Here is a 22,321-nt window from a genome sequence, read left to right on the forward strand (position 1 = left end):
CGCGCCACCTGAACCGCCCGACGACCAGGACACCCGAACCATGGTCAGCGCTCTTCCCCTCGACGCCCTCCGCTTTCCGCTCCGCACCGCCGGCTTCGTCGGCCTCACCTTCGGCATGTACGGCCTGCTGGAGATCGACACCGCGCTCTCCAGCGACGCCGATCGCGAGGTGGTCCTCCATACATGGATGCGCCGTTACGGGCGCGCGCTCCTGAAGTTGTACGGCCTCGACGTGCGCGCCGGGGGTCTCGTCCAGGCGGAGCCCACGCGCGGCCCCGCCGGCGGCGCGGCCGACCCGGCCGTGGCGAGCGGGGCGTACTACCCCGGGCGCGATCCGGGGGGCGTCGGGCGGCTGTTCGTGATGAACCACCGCTCCGCGCTCGACATCATGGTCACGCTCGCGTTCTTCGAGGCGACCGTCGTGAGCCGCGCCGACCTCGCCGGCTGGCCGGTCATCGGCATGGCGGCGCGCCGCGTCGGAACGCTCTTCGTCGACCGGTCGAGCAAGCGCAGCGGCTCCGCGGTCGTGCATGCCATGTGCACCGCGCTCAAGAGCGGCCGTGGTGTGATGGTTTACCCCGAGGGGACCACGTTCTCCGGGGATGAGGTGCGGCCGTTCCGCGCGGGCGGTTTCACCGCGGCCTGCCGCGTCGGCGCCGAGATCGTCCCTGTCGGGCTCGCGTACGGCGGCGCGGAATCGTCCTACGCCGACGAGTCGTTCGCGGCGCACATGGCCCGGGTGAGCCGTACGCGACGTATCCCCGCGGCGATCGAGGTCGGCGCGCCCATCGCCACGGCAGGCCAGGACGTCGGCGCGGTCCGCGACGAGTCGCATCGGGCCGTCCAGGCGCTCGTCCACCGCGCCCGCGCGCGGCTCAGCGCCGACGTATAGGCGCCTGGCCCCGCTCCTGCGCCGCTGGCTTCTGCGATCGGCCCTCGCTACGATGCGGGCCGCCGGCGACCATCATGGAGCGTGAAGGCCACCCCACCGAGACCGCCATGGCGTGGCAGGTCCTCAAGCAGCCCCGCGGCGGGGCGATCCATAATGAGCTGATGTTCCTGGCGGACGCGAGCGAGCAGCTCACCGGATCGCTAGATCCGCACACGATCCTGGAGCGTCTCGCGCGTCTGTCGGTCCCCTTCCTCGCGGACTGGTGCACGGTCGATCTGATCGAGCGCGGCGCCGCCGACGCGATGGGCCTGGTCAGCTCCGTGCCGCCGCCGCCGCCGTCGCCGGTCTCCGAGGCCGACGGGCCGCCGTTCGCGCCGGGGGTGAGCGCGCTCGACGTCACGCCCGCGCCGGGGATCTACGCGCAGCGCCGCCAGCGCGCCGCGGCCGAGGCGGCGGGCGAAGGGCGCGCGGGGCAGGCGGGCGCGCCGAAGAACCGGTTCTGCCGGGTCGCGGCCAAGCACGTGAACCCCGAGCGCGAGGGGCTCCTCCGCGCGATCTCGCCCGACGCCGAGGAGCGCCTCGGCATCGCCAAGGTGCTGCACAGCGGCGAATCCGAGCTCCTGCACGAGCTCGACGGCGAGCAGGGCGAGGAGGCCGCCGAGCGCGCCGCCGCGCTGGAGCAGCTCGGCACGCGCTCGGCCATGGCGGTGCCGCTCATCGCGCGCGGCCGCAAGCTCGGCGTGCTCTCGTTCGGCGTCTCCGAGTCGAACCGCATCTACTCCGCGGACGACCTCGTGCTCGCGGCCGAGCTCGCGCACCGCGTGGCGCTGGCGCTCGACAACGCCTACCTCTACCGGAAGGCGGAGGAGGCGCGCCAGTCCGCGGAGCGGAGCGCGGACCGCGCCGCCTGGCTCTTCGCGGTCACGGCCGCGCTGTCCGACGCGATCACGCCGCCCGCGGTGCTCCGCGTGCTCGCGAGCGACGTCGTCGCGGCCGCCGGCGCGGTGACGGGCATGGTGGCGCTGCGCGCCGGGCTCGGCGGCGAGCTCGAGACGGTGCGCTCGACGGGGTACCTGGAGGCGCAGATCGCGCGCTTCAAGACGTTCGAGCTGAGCGCGGAGCTGCCGCTCGCGCGGGCGGTCCGCGAGCGGCAGCCGATCTTCCTCGAGTCGGACGAGCGCTTCGTCGAGTTCGAGCCGGGCTTCGTGTCCTGCTGCGCCGCCACGGGCGAGCGCGCGTACGCCGCGATCCCGCTCTTCCTCGAGGGGCGCGTGCTCGGCGCCGTGGGCTTCGGCTTCTCGGCGCCGCAGTCGTTCTCCGAGGACGACCGGGCGTTCATGCTCGCGCTGGTCCAGCAGAGCGCGCAGGCGCTCGAGCGGGCGCGCCTCTCCGCGCTGCAGACGGAGGAGGCGATGCACCTCTCGCACGAGGTGCTCAAGCAGATGCCCGAGGCGATCCTCGTGACCGACGTCGAGGGCAACATCCGGTACTGGATGGGCGAGGCCGAGTCGATCTTCGGCTACCTCTCCGAGGAGATCGTCGGCAAGAGCATGGCGCTCCTGCACCGCGACGACGTCCGCGACGAGACCACGCGGAGGATCCTCCAGCAGATCGAGGACGCGCGCACCTTCGTCGGCGAGGTCCCGTGCGTGCGGCGCGACGGCTCCGAGGTGCCGATCGAGGTGACGGCGTACGCGGTGCACGACCAGGAGGGCCGCCCGCTGTTCCTGGTCGGCATCCACCGCGACATCACCGATCGGAAGCGGTCCGAGGAGGAGCGCGCGCGGCTCATCCGGGTGCAGGCGGCGCGCGCCGAGGCCGAGGAGGCGGCGCGGCGCTTCGCCTTCCTGGCGGAGCTCAGCACGGCGCTCGCCGCGTCGCTCGACTTCACGGCCACGCTCCAGTCGCTCGCGCGGCTCGCCCTCCCGGTGCTCGCCGATTTCTGCCTGGTGGACATCGACGACGGCCTCGGCCTGCGCCACGTCGCGGTCGCGCACGTGAGCCCGCTGAAGGAGCCGCTCCTCCGGTACTTCCACCCGAGCCGCGTCGACGGCGAGCCGGGCCCGGTGGCGCGCGTGCTGCGCACGGGCCGGTCGGAGCTCTACGCCGACGTGCGCGGGGACGTGCTGCTGCACGACGCGATGACGAGCGAGGAGGCGGCGGCGAACCGGGCGCTCGCGCCGCTCTCGTACCTCGTGGTGGCGCTCCGGGCGCGCGGGCGGATCCTCGGCGCGATCTCGCTCGTGTCGTCGGAGTCCGGCCGGTTCTTCGAGCGGTCCGACGTCGCCTTCGCCGAGGAGGTCGCGCACCGCGCCGCGCTCGCGCTCGACAACGCGCGGCTGTACCGCGAGGTGCAGGACGCGAACCGGCTGAAGGACGAGTTCCTCGGGACGGTGTCGCACGAGCTGCGCACGCCGCTCAACGCGATCCTCGGCTGGGCGCGGATGATGCAGGCGGGCTCGCTCGATCGGGTGGCGGAGACGCGGGCCCTGTCGGCGATCGAGCGCAACGCCGAGCACCAGGTGACGCTCATCGACGAGCTGCTCGACGCGTCGCAGGTCGTGACGGGCACGCTGAAGATCGAGCGGCTCGCGGTGGAGCTGACGCTGCCGGTGCAGACGGCGGTCGAGTCGATCCTCCCCTCGGCCGCCGGCAAGGGCGTGGCGATCGAGACCAGGCTCGATCCCGAGGGCGTGTTCGTGGAGGGCGATCCGGCGCGGCTCCAGCAGGTCGTGTGGCACCTCCTGTCGAACGCGGTGAAGTTCGCGCGGCCCGGGGGGCTGGTCCAGGTGCAGCTCTCGCAGGACGAGCGCAACGCCGAGATCAAGGTGAGCGACGACGGGGAGGGCATCTCGGCGGACTCGCTGCCGCACGTCTTCGAGCGGTTCCGGCAGGAGGACAACAGCGGCGCGCGCCGCCACGGCGGCCTCGGCCTGGGGCTGTCGATCGTGCGGCACGTCGTGGGGCTGCACGGCGGCACGGTGCGCATCACGAGCGCCGGCCCCGGGCGCGGGACGACGTGCACGGTGCAGCTGCCGCTGTCGACGGGCGCCACGGCGACGGCGCTGACGAGCGCCGGCATCGCGCCCGACCCGCGCAACCCGTTCCCGCGGCTCTCGGGCGTGCGCGTGCTCATCGCGGACGACGATCCCGACACGCTCGCGATGCTGACGTCGGTGCTGCGGCGCTGCGGGGCCGAGGTCAGCACGGCGACGTCGAGCGCCGAGGCGCTCAAGCTGCTGGAGACGTCGGAGCCGGCGCTGCTCGTCGTCGACATCGGGATGCCGGGCGAGGACGGGTACTCGCTGATCCGGAAGGTGCGCGACCTCCTGCCGCGCAAGGTGGGGCGGACGCCGGCGCTGGCGCTGACGCCGTACGCGCGGACCGAGGACCGGGTGCGGGCGCTCGCGGCCGGCTACCAGATGCACGTGCCCAAGCCGATCGAGCCGATCGAGCTGGCGGCGGCGGTGAAGAGCCTGGCGACCGGGCTCCTGCCGTGGTCACGAGACGAGTGACCCGGGGAGTCCAGGCCCGCGGCTGCTGAGCGGAAGGGCGGGCTCCCCGGGAGCGACGCCGCGTCACCCCCAGGTCGCGCGCGAGCCGTGCCTCGCTGTGCTCGATCTGCTCGGCGGGCGCCGCGGGACCGGCGCCGGTGGTGACGCGACCTCGCTCGCTGAGGGGACGCGCGACCAATGCCCAGCGCGCCGCGCCGTCGCGCCCGGGCCATGGACCATGCGTTGCACACCTCGCAGCCGACGGCCTGTGCAATGGTCGCGGCGCGGAGCATGCCTATGCGGATCCTCGGAAAAACGGCGCTCGCGGCAATCCTGGGCGCCTCGCTCCCGCTCTCCGCCGCGGCGAGGGCCGCGGCGCCCACCGGCGCGGCGCCCGGGTCCTCGTCCTCCGGGAGCTGGTCTCACGGCTCGAAGGATCTCTTCGGCGCCGCGTACGAGAGCTACGATGATGACCTGAAGGTCTCGGCGCGCTCCGATACGGCCCCGATCAGCAACGTGTGGTTCACGGGAGCGAGCGGCATCCTGACCGAGGTGTACTGGCCGACGAACGACACCCCGCAAACACGGGACAGCCAGCTCCTGGTCACGGGCGGCGGTCGAGGCCTCTTCGAGGAGCGGCGAGACGCGCGGCGGAGCATCTCCTGGATCGAGGAGGGAGTGCCGGCCTTCCGGGTGATCTCGGAAGACCCGGGCGGCAGGTTCAGGATCGAAAAGACGATCTTCGCCGATCCCGATCGCGACGTGGTCCTTCAGCGGCTGAAGATCACCCGGAAGGTCCGGGGGCTCAGGTTCTTCGTCCTTCACAACCCCGGCGCGGGGAACACGCCGCTCGGCGACAGCGCCATGGCGAGCACCGGAGACGCGCCGGGTGCAGGGTTGTTCGCCTGGCAAGGCCCCTTTGCGCAGGCCCTCGTGGCCTCCGTCCCATGGCGCGACGCCACGGCCGGCTTTTCAGGGACCGCGAGCGACGGCTATCGGGACCTGACGAAACATCGCACGCTGACCGCGCATTACCGCGACGCGCGGGACGGGGACGTCGTGCTCACCGGGGAGCTGGAGCTCCCGCTCTCCCCTGGGGCCACCGAGCTCACGCTGGCGCTCGGGTTCGGGCGCGACATCGACGAGGCCTACCGCGCCGCCCGGGCGTCGCTCGGCGCGGGGCCCGGCGCCCTCCTCGACAGGTACCGCGCCCAGTGGCGCGCCTATCAGGCGTCCCTCCGCCCGCTCGGGAGCGCTTCGCCCGGCCTCGCGCGCCTTTACCGCAGCTCCGTGGCGGTCATGAAGTCCCTGGAGGACCGGTCGCATCCAGGGGCCTTCATCGCGTCGCCGTCCGTGCCCTGGGGCGACGTCAGGCTCGACCGAGCGAGCGCGATCTCGCCGCGGACCTCGGACAGGATCACGGGCGGTTATCACCTCGTGTGGCCGCGCGACCTCGTCCAGATCGCGCTCGCGCTGCTCGCCGCCGGCGACGCGCGCTCGCCCCTCGCGGCGACGCGGTTTTTGAGCGGCATCCAGCTCTCCGCGTCCGACGGCGCCTGGGATTTCGGATCACTCCATGTATCGAAGGAGGGGTCATTTTACCAGAACACCTGGTCCGACGGGGCGCCGTACTGGAAAGGCCTTGAGCTCGATCAGGTCGCGCAGCCGATCGACCTCTGTTATCACGTCCATCAAGCGCAGCTCGTCGCGGCCGACGCATGCTGGGACCTCGTGCGCCGCGCCGCCGACTTCCTCGTGGCCTTCGGTCCCTGGACCCCGCTCGATCGATGGGAGGAGGTGTCGGGCATCTCGCCGTCGACCCTGGCCTTCCTCTGCGCCGCCCTCGTCCACGCGGCGGAGATCGCCGGCGCGACGGGCCACCCCGACCGTCAGATCCGATACAGAGAGACCGCCGAGCGGTGGGCCAGGCAGGTCGACGGCTGGACGTTCACGACCCGAGGGAGCATCGGCAAGGGGCGGTATTACGAGCGCGTCGACGGGGCCGGTGGCCCGGACGCCCCGAGGGATCCGAACGACGATCGAGGCTACGTCTTGCGAGGGCGCTTCTGGCTGGAGCGCGACGTCGTCGATTGCGGCTTTCTCCGGCTCCCCGTGCTCGGCGTGCGCCCGGCGCTCGCGGCGGACATCACCGATTCGGTGGCGGCCTGCGACGCCGCGCTGCGCGTCGAGATCCCGGGGCTCGGCCCAGGGTTCCGCCGCTACGTCGGCGATGCGTATGGCTTCGATCCGCGCACGGGAGAGCGGACGCGAGGCATGTTGTGGCCGATCCTCACGGGCGAGAGAGCCGAGTACGAGCTCGCGCGCGCGCTCGAGGCGTCCGGCTCCTCGGCGGCGGCGCGGAAGCGGATGCGGCCCTACCTCGACGCGATGGCGCGCTTCGCGAGCGCGACCCAGATGCTGCCGGAGCAGGTCTTCGATCGCGGGCCTCGCGCCGGCCAGCCGACCGGCGCGGCGGCGCCCCTCGGGTGGGCGCACGCCGAGTTCGTCACGGCCCTGCGCGAGCACGAGGACGGGAGGCTCTTCCGCCTGCCGATCCGCGTCACCGGAGGGCGCCCGGGCGCCCGACGGCGATGAGCCCCGGCTTCCTCCGCCCGAGCAGCCCCATCGCGGCGAGCGCCACGGCGGCCGCGCCCGCCGCCTGGAGCCACCGGCCGCGCCGCGCCCGCCGCCGCTCCGCCGCGAGCCGCGCGAGTCGACTGCCCGCCCAGAGGAGCGCCACCACGCCCGCCGGCGCCGCCGCGAGCGCCGCCGCCTTCGCGCGCGGCATCACGTACACCTCCTCGGGCCCGGGCAGGTAGGCGCGCTCGGGGTAATCGCCCGCCGGCCCCTCGGGGCCGTGCAGCGTCGCCATGCGCACGACCTCGGCGGATCGAGACGTCGTACTTGTCGCCTTCCTCGAACCCGAAGGCGCCCGCCATCCCGCAGCAGCCCGCGTCGAGGATCTCGGCGTCGAGCCCCATGCCGCGGAGCACGTCGCGCTCGCCGTCCATGCTCAGGATCGCCTTGTGGTGGCAGTGGCCGTGCACCACGGCGCGCCGGTCGAGCCTCGGCAGCTCGCGCCCGCGCGGGCCGAGCAAAGGCCGGCCGGGATCGCCGTCCGGCGCCCCCTTCAGATAGTCGCCGAACATGTGCGTCTGCTGACGGAGCTTCGACGCCACCGGGTCGTCGGGGAAGAGCCCGTAGAGCTCGTCGCGGAAGACCGAGACGCACTCGGCGTACAGCCGACCGCGCCGGCCCCCCTCGCGGACGATGGCGTCGAGCTCCTCCTCGCTCGTCGGCCCCACGCGCAGCCGCAGGCCGTCGTAGGTCAGCACCTCGAGCTCGTGCACGTTGTCGGCGGTGCGCCCGCCGAGGACCGAGTGCGTGCCGCAGGAGTTGTTGCCGATCATCCCGCCGAGCCCGTCGAGCGAGAGGACGCCGCGCATGTACTTTGGAAATCGAGGACGACGGCGACGTTGCACGTCTGCCCGGCGAGGCTCGTGCCGCCCCCGCGCGCGAGGATGGGCGCGCCGTGGCGGCGGCACGCGGCCACGGCGGCGATCACGTCGTCCTTGTGGCGCGGCACGACGACGCCGATGGGCAGCTGCCGGTAGTTCGACCCGTCGGTCGCGTAGAGCGCGCGGTCGCCCGCGGTGAAGCGGACCTCGCCCTCGACCGCGCGCGAGAGCTCGTCGGCGAGCGCCTCCACCTCGGGCCCGGCCGCGGGCGCGAGCCGCACGCGCCGCTCGCCGGGCAGGCGGATCACGCCGCGGTCGATCTCGCGCTGGACGGGTCGGAGGGCCTGTCCTCCGCCGCCGCGCGCTCCCTCTGCTGCTCGATGTGCTGCATGATTCCCCCCTTCACACCGCGAAGCGCTCGGCGTCGGCGCGCCGGAGCGACAGCCCCATCCCGGGGCGCCCCAGGTCCGGCGCGAGCGCGCCGCCCACGGGCGCCGCCGCGCCCTCGAAGAGCATCCGCTCGATGCGGACGTGATCGTGAAAGAACTCGAGGTGCGCGAGCCGCTGGACCGCGCACGCCGGGTGCAGGTGCAACGACGGCGCGCAGTGGCCCGACAGGTCGAGCGAGCGCGCCTCGCACAGCGCCGCCGCGGCGAGGAAGCCGGTGATCCCGCAGCGGCTCGCGTCCGCCTGCAGGACGTCCACCGCGCCGGCGTCGAGCATGCGGCGGAAATAGACGAGGTCGTAGCCGTACTCGCCCGCCGCGACGTCCATGCCGGCGGGCGCCCGGTCGCGCAGGAGCCGCAGCCCGTCGAGATCGTCCGAGCTCACGGGCTCCTCGAACCAGCGGACGCCCTCGCCGGCGAACCGCTCGGCGAAGGCGAGCGCCTGCTTGCGCGCGTAGGCGCCGTTCGCGTCGACGAACAGCGCGGCGTCCGGGCCGACGGCGCGGCGCGCCGCGCGCACGCGCGCGAGGTCGGCCGCGGGGTCGCGCCCCACCTTCATCTTCACGCGCGGGATGCCCGCGGCGACCCAGCCCCCGAGCTGCTCGGCGAGCTCGACCTCGGTGTACGAGGTGAACCCGCCGCTGCCGTAGATCGGCACGCGGTCGCGCGCCATGCCGAGCAGCGTCGCGAGCGGCAGCGCGAGCAGGCGGGCCTTCAGGTCCCAGAGCGCCGCGTCGACGGCGGCGATGGCCATCTGCGCGATCCCGGGCCGGCCGAGGTTGCGGATGCTGCGCACCATCGCGGCCCACGCGCCCGGCACCGCCATCGCGTCGCGCCCGCGCACGACGCCGGCGAGCTTGTCGGCCACGAGCCGCGCCGCCGCGACGTCGGCATAGGTGTAGCCGAGCCCGCGCTCGCCGCCGGCGGACGCGTGCACGACGACCAGCGTCGTCTCGCGCCACTCGAGCGTGCCGTCGGACTCCGGCCGGTCGGTCGGGATGGTGTACGCGGCCACCTCGACCCGCTCGACCGGGGCCGACGCGGGGTGCCTCTCGCCGGCCATGATCACCCCCGGTGCGGGATCCAGCTCTCGATCATGTCCCGGTACGCCTGGCGGATGATCCCGCGCGCGCCCGGGTCGCCCCGCAGCAGCGCCGTCGTGAGCATCCTGGCCTGCTTCACCGTGATGTGCGGCGGCAGCGGCGGGACCTCCGGGTCGGTGACCGCCTCGACCACCACCGGCCGGTCGACCCGGAACGCCTCGTCCCAGGTGCGCGCGACCTGGTCCGGGCGGTCGATCCGCACGCCCGAGAGCCCGAGCGCCTCGGCGTAGGCCGCGTACGGGAAGTCCGGCAGCGCCTGGGACGCCTCGAGCTTGGGGTCGCCGCTCATCACGCGGAGCTCCCAGGTGACCTGGTTGAGGTCGCGGTTGTTGAGCACCAGCACGACGAGGCGCGGGTCCTTCCACTCGCGCCAGTACTTCGCGACGGTGATGAGCGTGTTGATGCCGTTCATCTGCATCGCGCCGTCGCCGACCAGCGCGACGACCGGGCGGTCGGGGTAGGCGAACTTGGCCGCGACCGCATACGGCATCCCGGGCCCCATCGTCGCCAGCGTCCCCGAGAGCGAGGCCATCATGCCCTCCCGGATCTTGATGTCGCGCGCGTACCAGTTGGCCGACGAGCCGGAGTCGGCGGTCAGGATGCACCGGTCGGGCAGCCTGGGCGACAGCTCCCAGTAGACGCGCTGTGGGTTCAGCGGATTGGCGTCGTTCATCGCCCGCGCCTCGAGCACCTTCCACCAGTCGGCGACGCTCTCCTCGAGCCGGCGCCGCCACGAGCGGTCGGTCTTGAGCTTGAGGTAGGGGATGAGCGCCCGCAGCGTCTCGGCGCTGTCGCCGATCAGGTTGACCTCCATCGGGTAGCGCAGGCCGAGCATCCGGCCGTCGATGTCGATCTGGACGCCGCGCGCCTGGCCCTCTTCCGGCAGGAACTCCGGGTAGGGGAAGCTCGATCCGACCATGAAGAGGGTGTCGCAATTGGCCATCATCTCCCAGCTCGGCTTGGTGCCGAGCAGGCCGATCGCGCCGGTGACCCAGGGCAGGTCGTCGGGGAGCGCCGCCTTGCCGAGCAGCGCCTTGGCCACGCCGCACCCGAGGATCTCGGCGACGCGCGCGACCTCCGGCGCGGCGCGGAGCGCGCCCTGGCCGATGAGCATGGCGACCCGCTTGCCGGCGTTGAGCACGTCGGCCGCGCGCCGCAGGTCCTCCTCCTTCGGCACCACGCGCGGCGAGGAGTAGCCGATGCCGGTGTGCACGGTGCCGTGCTTGTGCGGGGGCTCCTCGACCGCGTCCATCTCCTGGACGTCCTTCGGGATGATGACGCACGTGACGGTGCGCTCCGCCCGCGCGATGCGCATCGCGCGGTCGATGAGGTGCCGAATCTGCGCGGGCGAGGACGCCATCTGCACGTACTCGTGGGCGACGTCCTTGAAGAGCGTGATGAGATCGACCTCCTGCTGGTAGTGCCCGCCGAGCGCGGCGCGGTCCTGCTGGCCGACGATGGCCACGACCGGCTGGTGGTCCAGCTTCGCGTCGTAGAGCCCGTTCAGGAGGTGGATCGCGCCCGGCCCCGAGGTCGCCAGGCACACGCCGACCTCGCCGGCGAACTTCGCGTGAGCGCACGCCATGAACGCGCCCATCTCCTCGTGCCGCACCTGGATGAACCGCAGGTCCGGAACGCGGTGGAACGCGCCCACGATGCCGTTGATGCCGTCGCCTGGGTAGGCGTACACGCGCCGGACACCCCACGCGACGAGGCGCCTCAGCAGGAACTCGCCGACGGTCTGCGCCATGAGTCTTCCCCCCCGAGCCCGGAACGTGAGCTCGACCCTGCGAGGCGTGCGAACTCCGTGCCGCCTCGCCGCGCTGCGCGCTGCGTGCCGCGGCTGCGCGTGCGGACGGGCGCTGCGCGTGCGGCGCCGCCGAGCGGCCGCGCGCGTGCAGCGAGCGCGCCGCGGAGGGGCCCGCGCGCCGCGCCCCGGCGCGCGGCGCCGACGCGGAGAGCGCGTCACGCGGCCGGGAGCACGGCGAGATCGACCAGGATCCGTCGAAGCTCCTCGACCCGCTCTTTCTCGAGCGGCAGCAGCGGGGCCCGGAGCGGCCCGACCCGAGTGCCCATCAGCTCGAGGGCCGCCGAGATGGCGCGCGGCAGGCCGTGCGCGACGATGAACTGAAGGAATGGCAGCTGGCGGTAAAAGCATCTCCGGGCGGCGTCGAGGTCGCCGCGCGTCACCGCGTCGTAGAGCTCGACGGTGAGGCGCGGGATCACGTGCGGGGCCGCCGTGCACCAGCCGCGGGCCCCGGCCACGAACGCGGCGAGCGCGAGCGGATTGCTACCGTTGTAGAAGGCCACCTGGTCGCCGCAGAGCTGCACGAGCCGGTGCATCCGGTTCACGTCCCCGGTGCTCTCCTTCACCATCGTGACGTTCGGGATGCGCAGCAGCCGCGCGATGGTGTCAGGGCTCAGGTCGATGCCGCCCGTCGCCGGGTTGTTGTACACGGCGATGGGGATGGATACGGCCTTCGCGACGGCCTCGAAGTGCGCCACGATCTCCTTGTCCGAGAGCTTCCAGTAGCTCATCGGGATGATCATCACCGCGGTGGCGCCCGCCCGCTCCGCGTACTTCGCGTGGCGTACGGTCCGCTCGGTGGTGAGGCTCGACACGCCGACAAGGGTCGGCGCCCGGCCGGCCACCCGTTTGACGACGAGGTCGGTGACGGCCTCGCGCTCCTCGTCCGAGAGGTACGGCAGCACCCCGGTGCTGCCCAGCGGCGCGATCGCATGCACGCCCGCGGCGAGCATGTCGTCGACGATGCGCCCGAGGAGCTGCTCATCGACGCGCCCGGCCTCGGTGAACGGCGTGATGGGGTAAGCGACGATCCCACGGAGAGGGGATGTCATCGCGCGCCTCCTTCCGCCTCGTGGTGCTTGTCGAAGAGCAGGTCGGCCCGGCCTGGCACCTCCTCGCGCAGCGCGACCCCGCCCATGTTCTGCAGCGCCGGCGCGTTCTCGCAGGCGAGGTAGCGCGCCCGCCCCTCTCCGGTGTTGACGTGGTTGTGCCAGGCCCACACCGGGACGTAGATCGCGTCCCCCTGCTTCCAGTCGACGCGCTTCCCGCCCACGTACGAGTAACCCTCTCCTTCAAGGACGTAGAGGATGGTCTCGTAGGTATGCCGGTGCCGATTCGAGGATTGCCCCGGCTCGAGCCAGCCGATGGTCACGCTGATCGCGTGTGACGGGAGATCCACGAAGAAGACCGGGTGCTTCCTCGCCCTCGAGTAGGCGTCGCGATGCCCGTCCGACTCGACCGCGGGGTGCGCGAGCCTCTCGGGCATCACCACGCGGGGCCGCGGCGGCGTCTTGTCGAAGTCTGCTGAATGGAACCGTTCGCCCATATCTGCTCCTTGTCGGCGCGAAGAGCGCCTTGCGCAGGAGCAGGAATAGCGCGATGCTGGACCCATGGGAGGCTCCAGAACCAACATATCGACGGGTCCAGCTGGTCGGCCCTGGCGCTTCGACCTGGCGCTCGACGGCGGCGCGTCCGTGCCGCGCCAGACCCAGCTGAGCCGCGCGATCATCCAGGAGATTCGGCGCGGGCGGCTCCTGCCCGGGGCGACGCTCCCGGGCAGCCGGACGCTCGCGGCCCAGCTCAAGGTCAACAGGAAGGTCGTCGTCGCCGCCGTGGGCGAGCTGGTGGCCCAAGGGTGGCTCGAGGCGCTCCCCGCCCGCGGCACCCGGGTGGCGCTCAACCTGCCGACGCTCGCCGTCGCCGACGCCGAGGGCCGCCGCTCGGTCGGGGCGGCGCCCGCCCAGAGGCGCGCCGCCGTGATCGCGGTGAGCGACGGAGTCCCGGACGCCCGCATCGCGCCCGTGGACCAGCTCGCCCGCGCCCAGCGGCGCGCCCTCCGAGCGCTGACCCGGACGGGCCTCGGCTACGGCGACGCCGCGGGCGATCCCGTGCTCAGGGATGTCCTTGCGGGCTTCGTCAACCACGCTCGCGGCCTCTCGTGCTCCTCGGAGGAGGTCGTCCTGACGCGCGGCAGCCAGGGCGCGCTGAGCCTGTTCGCGCTGGCGATGCTGGAGCCCGGCGAGGTCGTCGCCGTCGAGCACCCCGGCTACGCGCCGGCGTGGCGCGCCTTCCGGCTCGCCCGGGCCGAGGTCGTCCATGTGCCCGTCGACGCCGAGGGCCTCCGCACGGACGAGCTGGAGGCGCACGCCAAGCGGCTCAAGGGGCGCCTCAAGGCCGTGTACGTGACACCGCACCACCAGTACCCCACGACCGTGGCGATGTCCGCGGAGCGCCGGATGCACCTGCGGCGGATCTGCGAGACTTACCGGCTCTACATCGTGGAGGACGACTACGACTACGAGTACCACTTCGAGGGCGCGCCGCTCTTGCCCCTCTCCGCGACCAAGGACCTCTCGTCGCGCTGCGTCTACATCGCTTCGCTGTCGAAGCTCATCGCCCCCGCCCTGCGGCTCGGATACATCATCGCGGACAGGTCCGTGGTCGCGCGATTGAGCTCGGTCCGTGAGCTGCTCGATCGTCAGGGAGACGTCGTCCTCGAGCGCGCCGTGGCGGAGCTCATCGAGGACGGCGAGGTCCAGCGCCACGCGCGGCGCGCCCGGCAGCTCTACCGCGAGCGCCGTGACCACCTGCTGGAGCAGCTCGCGTCGCGGCCGCCCCTCTGCGCCGCGCTCGCGTGCGATCCGCCCGGCGGGGGGCTGGCGCTCTGGCTGCGCCTTCGCGGCGTGACCTCGGAAGAGCTGGCCCGACGCGCGCACGCGCGCGACGTGACCCTCACGCCGGGGTCTGCGCACGTCGCCGACGGGTCGTTGCCCGCGTTTCGCTTCGGCTTCGCGGCGCACACCACCGAGGAGCTGTCGGCGATCTGCGACACGCTGGAGGCGTGCCTCAAGCCCGACGCCGGCGCGAAGCGCCGATGAGCCGCGCGCGGGCGCGCGCGGCGCGCTCAATCTAGACCTCATGCAATCGAAGCTCCTGGCCGGCGGAGCGACGCCGGCGACCGCCCACCTGCGACGGGGCTGAGGCGCATGCAGGGCGAGATCCCTTCTCCCCCACACGCCGCACTCCTTCCCGACACGCACGCACAGCGATCCGCGCCAATGCCGTGGCGCCCCGCGCCCTCGACTCGACGCCCTTCGCCGCGCGGCGTCGGCCGCCCGCGCGCGTCGGCCGTGATCAGGGATAGCCATTGATTCGAAAATGCTGTTAGCCTGAAAGCGTCGTCCGCCATCACCCCGGATCCCACGAACGGGAGGGAGGAATCATGCAATCGAATGTCAAGCTCGCGCGCTTCCATGCGCGCCTCGCCGTCGCTGCGGCCGCTTCCCTGGGCGCGCTCGCGACGAGCGATCTCGCGCGCGGCGCGCCGTCGTACACCCTCTTCGAGAGCGGCCAGGTCCGCCCCCTCGCCATGTCGCCCGACGGCAACTTGCTCCTCGCGCTCAACACGCCAGACGGCCGCCTCGAGGTCTTCCGGGCCCACCAGGGCGGCCTCTCCCATCGCGCGTCGATCCCGGTGGGCGTCGAGCCGGTCGCGGTCGCCGCCCGGACCAACGACGAGGTGTGGGTCGTCAATCACCTCTCCGATAGCGTGAGCGTCGTCGAGCTCGACCCCGGGGGCACCGGCGGGCGCGTGGTGCGCACGCTGCTCGTCGGCGACGAGCCGCGCGATATCGTCTTTGCCGGGCCGGGGCGGCGCCGCGCCTTCATCACCACGGCGCATCGCGGCCAGAACGTCCCCTTCGACCCGCAGCTCACGACGCCCGGCATCGGCCGCGCCGACGTGTGGGTCTTCGACGCGAACCACCTCGGCGCGTCGCTCGGCGGCGACCCGCTCACCATCGTCACCCTGTTCACCGACACCCCGAGGGCGCTCGTCGCGACGCCGGACGGCAAGCGCGTCTACGCGGCGGGCTTCCATTCAGGCAACCGGACGACCGTCGTCAACGAGCAGGTCATCCCGGACGGCTTCGGGCCCGGCGGGACGCTCGGCCCGGCGACCAACGCGCAAGGCTTCCAGGCGCCGGAGGTCTCCCTCATCGTCCAGCACGACGGCGCGCACTGGAAGGACGAGGCCGGGCGCGACTGGGACGACGTCATCAAGCTCTCGCTGCCCGACAAGGACGTGTTCGCGATCGACGCGATGGCGAGCCCGCCAAAGCAGGTCAGCGGCCCCGCCGGCTTCTTCACCGGCGTCGGCACCATCCTGTTCAACATGGCGGTGAACCCCGTGAACGGGAAGGTCTACGTCTCGAACACCGAGGCGCTCAACCTGCAGCGCTTCGAGGGGCCCGGCATCTTCGCCGGCAGCAGCCTGCGCGGGCACCTCCACGAGAGCCGGATCACCGTCCTCGGGGGCGGCTCGGTCGCGCCGCGGCACCTGAACAAGCACATCGACTACGCGAGCTGCTGCGCGCCGGCGCCCAACGCGGAGAGCAAGAAGAGCCTCGCCCAGCCCACGGGCATGGCCGTCTCCCCCGACGGCGAGACGCTCTATGTGGCGGCGCTGGGCTCGAGCAAGGTCGGCGTCTTCAGCACGGAAGAGCTGGAGGACGACACGTTCGTCCCCGACGCGAAGAGCCATATCCCGGTGAGCGGCGGCGGCCCGACGGGGCTCGTGCTCGACCACGCGCGGCGCCAGCTCTACGTGATGACGCGGTTCGACAACGGCATCTCGATCCTCGACACCAAGAAGCGCAAGGAGGTGGCGCACGTCACGATGTTCACCCCCGAGCCGCCCGCCATCGTGAACGGCCGGCGTTTCCTCTACGACGCGGCGTTCTCCTCGAGCCACGGCGACTCGTCGTGCGCGAGCTGCCATATCTTCGGCGATTTCGACAGCCTGGCGTGGGACCTCGGCAACCCGGACGCCCCCGTGGAGGCGAACCCGGGTCCGTTCGGGAACATCACGAATTTCTTCACCGGCGAGCCGATGCCGACCGACTTCCACCCCATGAAGGGCCCGATGACGACGCAGAGCCTGCGCGGCATGGCCAACCACGGGCCCATGCACTGGCGCGGCGATCGGACGGGCGGCACCCCGGACGCGCCCTCCGCGCAGCCCGACACCGGCACGTTCGACGAGCGCGCGGCCTTCAAGAAGTTCCGGCCCTCCTTCATGGACCTGCTCGGGCGGCACGAGCTCATCCCGGAGGCCGACATGGAGGCCTTCACCGATTTCATCCTCAAGGTGACCTACCCGCCGAACCCCGTCCGGAACCTCGACAACTCGCTGACCCCCGCCCAGCAGCAAGCCGAGGATTTCTTCAACAACGTCGTCGTCGACATCACCGAGCGGTGCGGCGACTGCCACGCCGTCGACCCCGCCGCAAACCCGGAGTCCGACGCCCCGGGGTTCTTCGGCACGACGGCGTTCACGACCTTCGAGTTCCAGCCGATGGTGCTCAAGATCCCGCACCTGCGCAACGCTTATCAGAAGGTGGGGATGTTCGGCGCGGAGCTCCCGCTATCGAACACCTTCGACGAGTTCCCGTTCATGGGAGACCAGGTGCGGGGGTTCGGCTACATCCACGACGGGACGTTCGATACGATCTTCAGGTTCCTCCGGGTCTCGGATTTCTCGGATGAGTTCGTGACGCCGTTCGCCGAGAACCCGACCGGTATCCCGGTCACGCCGGAGGGCGACGCGCTCCGCCGCGGGCTCGAGTCGCTCATCCTCGCGTTCCCGACCAACATGGCGCCCATCGTGGGCCAGCAGATCACGCTGACCCGCCACAACGCGCTCGTCGCGGCGCCGCGCATCCACCTGCTGCGCTCGCGCGCCGACGCCGGCGAGTGCGACCTCGTCGCGAGGACAACCCTGCTCGGCCGATCGCTCGGCTATCATTACCTGGGCGGCGGCTACTTCTCCGCCAATCGCAGCGCCGCCCCGCCGCTCAGCGAACCGCTGCTCCGGTATCTGGCCGTCGTGACCGGCCGGGAGCTGACGTATACCTGCATGCCGCCCGGCTCCGGAGAGCGCGCCGGGATCGACCGCGATCTCGACGGCTTCCTCGACGGCGACGAAGAAGACGCCGGCAGCGATCCCGCCGATCCCTCGGACACGCCCTGACCCGCGCGGGGACGCGCACATCGTCGCCTCTCGCCGCCTACCGGCCCATCACCCGCGCCGCCGGAGGCTCCGGCCCATCTCCTGAGTCGCTGCGCACACCTCGATGCGACGGAGATCGACCACGTCCGTGACGTAAGCGTGGCCACCGACGGCCGTCCTGCGATAGAAGGCAGGCTCATCTGGAGAGTCGCGTCATGCAGCCGTTCCTGGACTCGCAAGCCCCCCCTGCCGGCACCTTGCTGGCCGCGCCGATGGACATGCCGCGCTTCCTCGCCGCGGCGGTGCGCCTGTCCCTGTCGCTCGCGGAGCTGCACAAGGACGGCTCGATCCATGGACGGCTGTCGCCTCGCAGCCTGCTCGTCGGGGAGGGCGGCGACCCGCTCCGCATCGCCGCCCCTCCGGCCGGCGCTCCCGATCGAGAGCAGCTCGTGGCCTACGTGCTCGCCCAGCCGGAGCTATTTCCGTACATATCGCCCGAGATTACCGGGCGGATCAACCGGCCGATCGATCACCGCGCCGACCTGTATTCGCTGGGGGCCCTCTTCTACGAGATGATCTCGGGCGCGCCGCCTTTTCAGGCCAGCGACCTGCTCGAGTGGACCCATTGCCACGTCGCCCGGCGGCCACGCCCGCTCACGGAGGTGGCGCCGGCGACACCGCCTCTCGTGTCCGAGATCGTCTTGAAGCTCCTGGCCAAGATGCCCGACGAGCGTTACAGGACGGCGCGCGGGCTCGCGCACGATCTCGAGCGGTGCGCCGCCGCCCTGCGCGAGGCGGGCGACGTCGCGCCGTTCGCGCTCGGCGCGCGCGACACGCCGGATCGGTTCCAGATCCCGAGGACCCTCCTCGGGCGCGATCGCGAGATCGCCGCGCTGACCGGCGCGTTCGAGCACGTCGTCTCGACGGGGACGCCGGCGCTCGCGCTGGTCACCGGCCCTTCGGGGATCGGCAAATCATCGCTCGTGCGCGAGCTGCTCCACCACGTCGTGAGGGCCCACGGGGCGTTCGCTTCCGGCAAGTTCGACCAGTACAAGCGGGGTATCCCGTATTCCACGTTCACGCAGGCGTTCGGGGAGCTCGTCCGCCGCCTCCTGACCGAGAGCGAGGCTCGCCTCGACGCGTGGAGGGCGCGCTTGCTCGAGGCGCTCGGCCGGTACGGTCAGCTCATCATCGACGTCATCCCCCGGGTCGAGCTCATCCTCGGGCCGCAGCCGCCCGTGGAGCGGCTGCCGATGAGCGAGGCGGAGAACCGCTTCGTCAGGACGTTCCAGCAGTTCGTCGGCGTCTTCGCCGCCCCCGATCACCCGTTCGTCCTGTTCCTGGACGACTTGCAATGGGCGGACGCCGCCAGCCTCCGGCTGCTGCGGCGCCTGCTCGATCCGGCGCCGTCGCGCCCCCTGCTCATCCTCGGCGCCTACCGCGACGGCGAGGTCGGCCGCTCGCACCCCCTGACGGCGATCGTGGAGGAGCTGACCGCCGCGGGCGCGCCGGTGCGCCGCGTCCCCCTGGGTCCGCTCGCCGCCGTCGACGTGCGCGCGCTGGTGGCGGCCACGCTCTCCTGCGATCCGGAGGCCGCCGAGCCCCTCGCCGAGCGCGTGCACCTCGCGTCGGGCGGCAACCCGTTCCTCTCGGCGCAGGCGCTCACCGCGCTGCACAAGCGCGGGCTCGTGCGGTTCGACGGCGGCGAGGGCGCGTGGCGGTGGGACCTCGCCGAGATCGACGCGGAGGGGCAGCTCGGCGGCGCCGCGGACCTGTCGGCGAGCGCGCTCGAGCGGCTGTCGAACGAGGCGAGGGCAGCGCTGCGGCTCGGCGCGTGCATCGGCGACGAGTTCGAGATCGCCACGCTGGCGCTGCTCGCCGGGGCGCCGGAGGAGGCGCTCCGGGAGCACCTCCGGGAGGCGGCCCGGGAGGAGCTCGTGACGCTCGGACAGCGCACGTGCGCGTTCGTGCACGATCGGGTGAGGCAGGCGGCCTACGCGCTGATCCCCGAGGAGATGCGCGCGGCGGAGCACCTCCGCATCGGGCGGCTCCTTCTCTCGACGGAGGCGCCCGGACAGAGCGTCTTCGCCGTCGCCAGCCAGATGAACCTGGGCGCGGCCCTGATCCGCGAGCGGGGCGAGCGGGCGCGGGTCGCCGCGCTGAACCTCGACGCGGGGCGAAAGGCCAAGTCCTCCGCCGCCTACCGGCCGGCCGCGGACTACCTCGCCGCCGGGATTGCCATGCTCGCCGAGGATTGCTGGGAGACGCAGCACGAGCTCGCCTTCGCCCTGCACCTCGAGCGCGCCGAGTGCGCGCAGCAGAACGGCGACCTCGACGAGGCGGAGCGGCTCTGCGCCCTGCTCCTCTCGCACGCGAAGACGCTCCTGCACAAGGCGCCCGTCTATCGGGTGAAAATCGAGATCTGCACGAGCCGGTTCAGCCCCGACACGATGCCTTGCATCCTCGAGTGCCTGAGCGCCTTTGGCGTGGGCGTGCCCGAGCGCCCGAGCGACGCCGACGTCCAGGCCGCGTTCGACAAGGTGTGGCGCGCGCTCGGGGATCGCCCCGTCGCGTCGCTGATCGAGCTGCCGCCGATGGCCGACCCGGAGAGCCAGGCGGTGATGAGCACGCTGGCCGTGACCTACGTCGCGACGTGGTTCATGGACGAGAACGTCGCGCACCTGACGGCCAGCTGGATGGTGCACCTCAGCATGACGCGCGGCAATGCGGACGCGTCGGCGCTCGCGTACGGCGGCTTCGGGATGTCGCTCGTGCAGCGGTTCGGCGACTACAAGAACGCGGTTCGCTTCAGCGAGCTCGCCTACGACTTCGCCGAGCGCCGCGGATCGATCTATTTCCTGGGCGTCGCGGCGGACCTCCACGGGGTCATGATCTCGCCCTGGGTCCGCCCGTTGCCGGTGAGCCTCGAGGTCATCCGGAGGGGCCTTGGCGCGGCCGTCGAGTCCGGAAACCTCATCTTCTCGGCCTTCCTCGCCCTCGGCACGGTGACGCACGGCCTCGCGCGAGGGGAGCCGCTGGAGGAGCTCTATCGCGCGAGCGAGGCGCGGATGGAGACCGTGCGAGCGGCGAACTTCGCCATGGCCGAGCGCTGCCTCGTCGTCCTCCAGCGCTTCATCAAGAACATGATGGGCCAGACGAGCGGCCCGCTGACGTTCAGCGGCGACGGCTTCGACGAGGCGGAGTTCGTGGAGCGGCTCGCCGACGGGAGCTCGCCGCTCGCGGCGCTCTGGTATCATGTCGCGCGGCTCCAGGCCCGCTTCCTCGTCGGCGAGCTGGACGAGGCTTCCCGGGCCGCGGCGGCGGCGCAGGAGATGTACTGGGCGAGCGTGCTCCAGATCCTGGTGCCGGATTATCACTGCTATGCCGCCCTCACCCTCGCGGCGAGCCCCGCCGATCCCGAGGACCCGCGGAGGAGGCGCGAGGCCCTCGCGACGCACGAGGCGCGCCTCCGCGGCTTCGCGGAGCATTGCCCCGAGAACTTCGCGCACAAACATGCGCTGATCCAGGCCGAGATCGCCAGGATCGAGGACCGCGCGCTCGACGCGATGGGGCTTTACGAGCGCGCCATCGGCGCGGCCCGGGAGGGCGGCTTCGTGCACGACGAGGGCCTCTGCGCGGAGATCGCCGCGCGCTTTTACATGGCCCGCGGGGCCACGACCGCGGGGCTCGGCTACCTCGGCGTGGCGCGGTCGTGTTACGCGCGCTGGGGCGCGGCGCTCCTCGTCGACCGGCTCGATGCGCGGTACCCGGAGCTCCGTCAGGCGGCGATCGGCGCGCCCCGGCGCGCCGCGGGCGACCGCAGCCGGCAGCTGGACACGCTCGCGGTCGTGAGGGCGCTTCAGGCCATCTCCAGCGAGATCGTCCTCGACAAGCTCCTCTCGAACCTGCTCCGCGTCGTCATCGAGCATGCGGCGGCGGAGCGCTGCCGCCTGCTCCTCGTCCAGGATGGCCAGTTCACGCTGCTCGCGAGCGCCTGCGCCGAGCAGCCGGTAAAGATCCAGCGCCTCGCGGAGGGGGGCTCGCTGCCCGCGGGCTGCGTGCCGATGTCCATCGTCAGCTACGTGAAGCGGACGGGGGAGCACGTGATCCTGGACGACGCGTCCGAGGGCGGCCATTTCGCGACCGACGAGTACGTCGCGCGCCGCCGGACCAAATCGGCGTGCTGCGTGCCGATCACGCGGCAGAAGGCGCTGACAGGCATCCTTTATCTGGAGAACGATCTCACGAGCGGCGCGTTCAAGGCGGACCGGCTGGCGCTGCTGGATCTCGTGGCGAAGCAGGCGGCCATCTCCGTGGAGAACGCCCTCCTGTACGAGGGGCTCGCCCGCGAGAACGGCGAGCGGAAGCGGGTGGAGGACGAGCTGCGCGATCAGCTTCAGATCGTGTTGCGCCAGGAGGACGCGATACGGGCGCTGTCGACGCCGATCATCGAGGTGTGGGACGGCGTCGTGACGATGCCGATCTTCGGGGCCATCGACGGCCAGCGCGCGACGCAGATCATGGATGTGCTGCTCACGACGATCACGCGCAAGCGGTGCAGGTTCGCGATCCTGGATCTGACGGGCGTCGAGGTCGTCGACACGGTGACGGCGCACCATGTGATCTCGGTGATCCGCGCGGTCGAGCTGCTGGGCGCCCGAGGCATGGTGGTCGGGCTCCGGGCCGAGGTGGCTCAGACGATCGTGTCGGCCGGCGTGGATCTCACGCGCATCAGGACGCTCGGGAACCTCCGGCAGGCGCTCCAGGTCTGCCTGCGGGCGTCGAAGAGCTCGCCCTGATCACGAGCAAGGCCGAGCGGCGACAGCTGAAGCGGCGTCTCCGCGAGGTCACGGCTGTCACTTCATCGACGCCAGCCTTCGGGCAGCACGACG

The 22,321-nt window shown here is 72.3% G+C and carries 11 protein-coding genes and 1 pseudogene; 6 read left to right on the forward strand and 6 right to left on the reverse strand.

The annotated features are described in order from the left end of the window. The first annotated feature begins 40 nt into the window (after positions 1–40). The 3 genes from WME98_RS27615 to WME98_RS27625 all read left to right on the forward strand — a co-directional run bounded on the left by WME98_RS27615 (position 41) and on the right by WME98_RS27625 (position 6,981). Positions 41–892, forward strand: coding sequence for a lysophospholipid acyltransferase family protein (locus WME98_RS27615; protein ID WP_437944685.1), 852 nt, complete (start codon positions 41–43; stop codon positions 890–892). A 74-nt stretch (positions 893–966) separates the two neighbouring features. Beyond that, positions 967–4,407, forward strand: coding sequence for a GAF domain-containing protein (locus WME98_RS27620; RefSeq protein ID WP_437944686.1), 3,441 nt, complete (start codon positions 967–969; stop codon positions 4,405–4,407). 270 nt (positions 4,408–4,677) lie between these two features. Further along, a complete protein-coding gene (locus tag WME98_RS27625; RefSeq protein ID WP_437944687.1) occupies positions 4,678–6,981 on the forward strand; it encodes a glycoside hydrolase family 15 protein in 2,304 nt (767 codons plus the stop codon). Here WME98_RS27625 and WME98_RS27630 read toward each other — a convergent pair. The 6 genes and pseudogenes from WME98_RS27630 to WME98_RS27655 form a co-directional block, all read right to left on the reverse strand. Continuing rightward, complete coding sequence (locus tag WME98_RS27630) at positions 6,947–7,258, reverse strand: hypothetical protein (RefSeq protein ID WP_437954157.1); 312 nt, start codon at positions 7,256–7,258, stop codon at positions 6,947–6,949. The two genes, WME98_RS27625 and WME98_RS27630, sit on opposite strands and share 35 nt — an antisense overlap. 358 nt (positions 7,259–7,616) lie before the next feature. Further along, positions 7,617–8,143 (reverse strand): annotated as a pseudogene (locus tag WME98_RS27635) (FAD-binding oxidoreductase); the annotation flags it as partial. 103 nt (positions 8,144–8,246) lie between these two features. After that, positions 8,247–9,353: an enolase C-terminal domain-like protein gene (locus WME98_RS27640; protein WP_437944688.1), complete on the reverse strand. Its 1,107-nt coding sequence runs from the start codon at positions 9,351–9,353 to the stop codon at positions 8,247–8,249. Between the two features lie 2 nt (positions 9,354–9,355). After that, positions 9,356–11,143, reverse strand: a complete 1,788-nt coding sequence (locus WME98_RS27645; RefSeq protein WP_437944689.1) for a thiamine pyrophosphate-requiring protein — start codon at positions 11,141–11,143, stop codon at positions 9,356–9,358. A 215-nt stretch (positions 11,144–11,358) separates the two neighbouring features. Then, complete coding sequence (locus WME98_RS27650; protein ID WP_437944690.1) at positions 11,359–12,252, reverse strand: dihydrodipicolinate synthase family protein; 894 nt, start codon at positions 12,250–12,252, stop codon at positions 11,359–11,361. Continuing rightward, on the reverse strand, positions 12,249–12,746 hold the full coding sequence (locus WME98_RS27655; protein ID WP_061628827.1) for a cupin domain-containing protein: 498 nt from the start codon (positions 12,744–12,746) through the stop codon (positions 12,249–12,251). The genes WME98_RS27650 and WME98_RS27655 overlap by 4 nt, the downstream gene beginning before the upstream one ends. Before the next feature lie 64 nt (positions 12,747–12,810). Between WME98_RS27655 and WME98_RS27660 the strand changes: the two genes are divergently transcribed. The 3 genes from WME98_RS27660 (at position 12,811) to WME98_RS27670 (ending at position 22,228) form a co-directional block, all read left to right on the forward strand. Further along, positions 12,811–14,298: a PLP-dependent aminotransferase family protein gene (locus tag WME98_RS27660; protein WP_437944691.1), complete on the forward strand. Its 1,488-nt coding sequence runs from the start codon at positions 12,811–12,813 to the stop codon at positions 14,296–14,298. Positions 14,299–14,642: 344 nt separating this feature from the next. Then, a complete protein-coding gene (locus WME98_RS27665) occupies positions 14,643–17,450 on the forward strand; it encodes a YncE family protein (protein ID WP_437944692.1) in 2,808 nt (935 codons plus the stop codon). A 194-nt stretch (positions 17,451–17,644) separates the two neighbouring features. After that, positions 17,645–22,228, forward strand: a complete 4,584-nt coding sequence (locus WME98_RS27670; RefSeq protein WP_437944693.1) for an AAA family ATPase — start codon at positions 17,645–17,647, stop codon at positions 22,226–22,228. Positions 22,229–22,321 lie beyond the last annotated feature (93 nt).

It is taken from the genome of Sorangium sp. So ce296 (assembly GCF_051529605.1).
Taxonomy (GTDB): domain Bacteria; phylum Myxococcota_A; class Polyangia; order Polyangiales; family Polyangiaceae; genus Sorangium; species Sorangium cellulosum_D.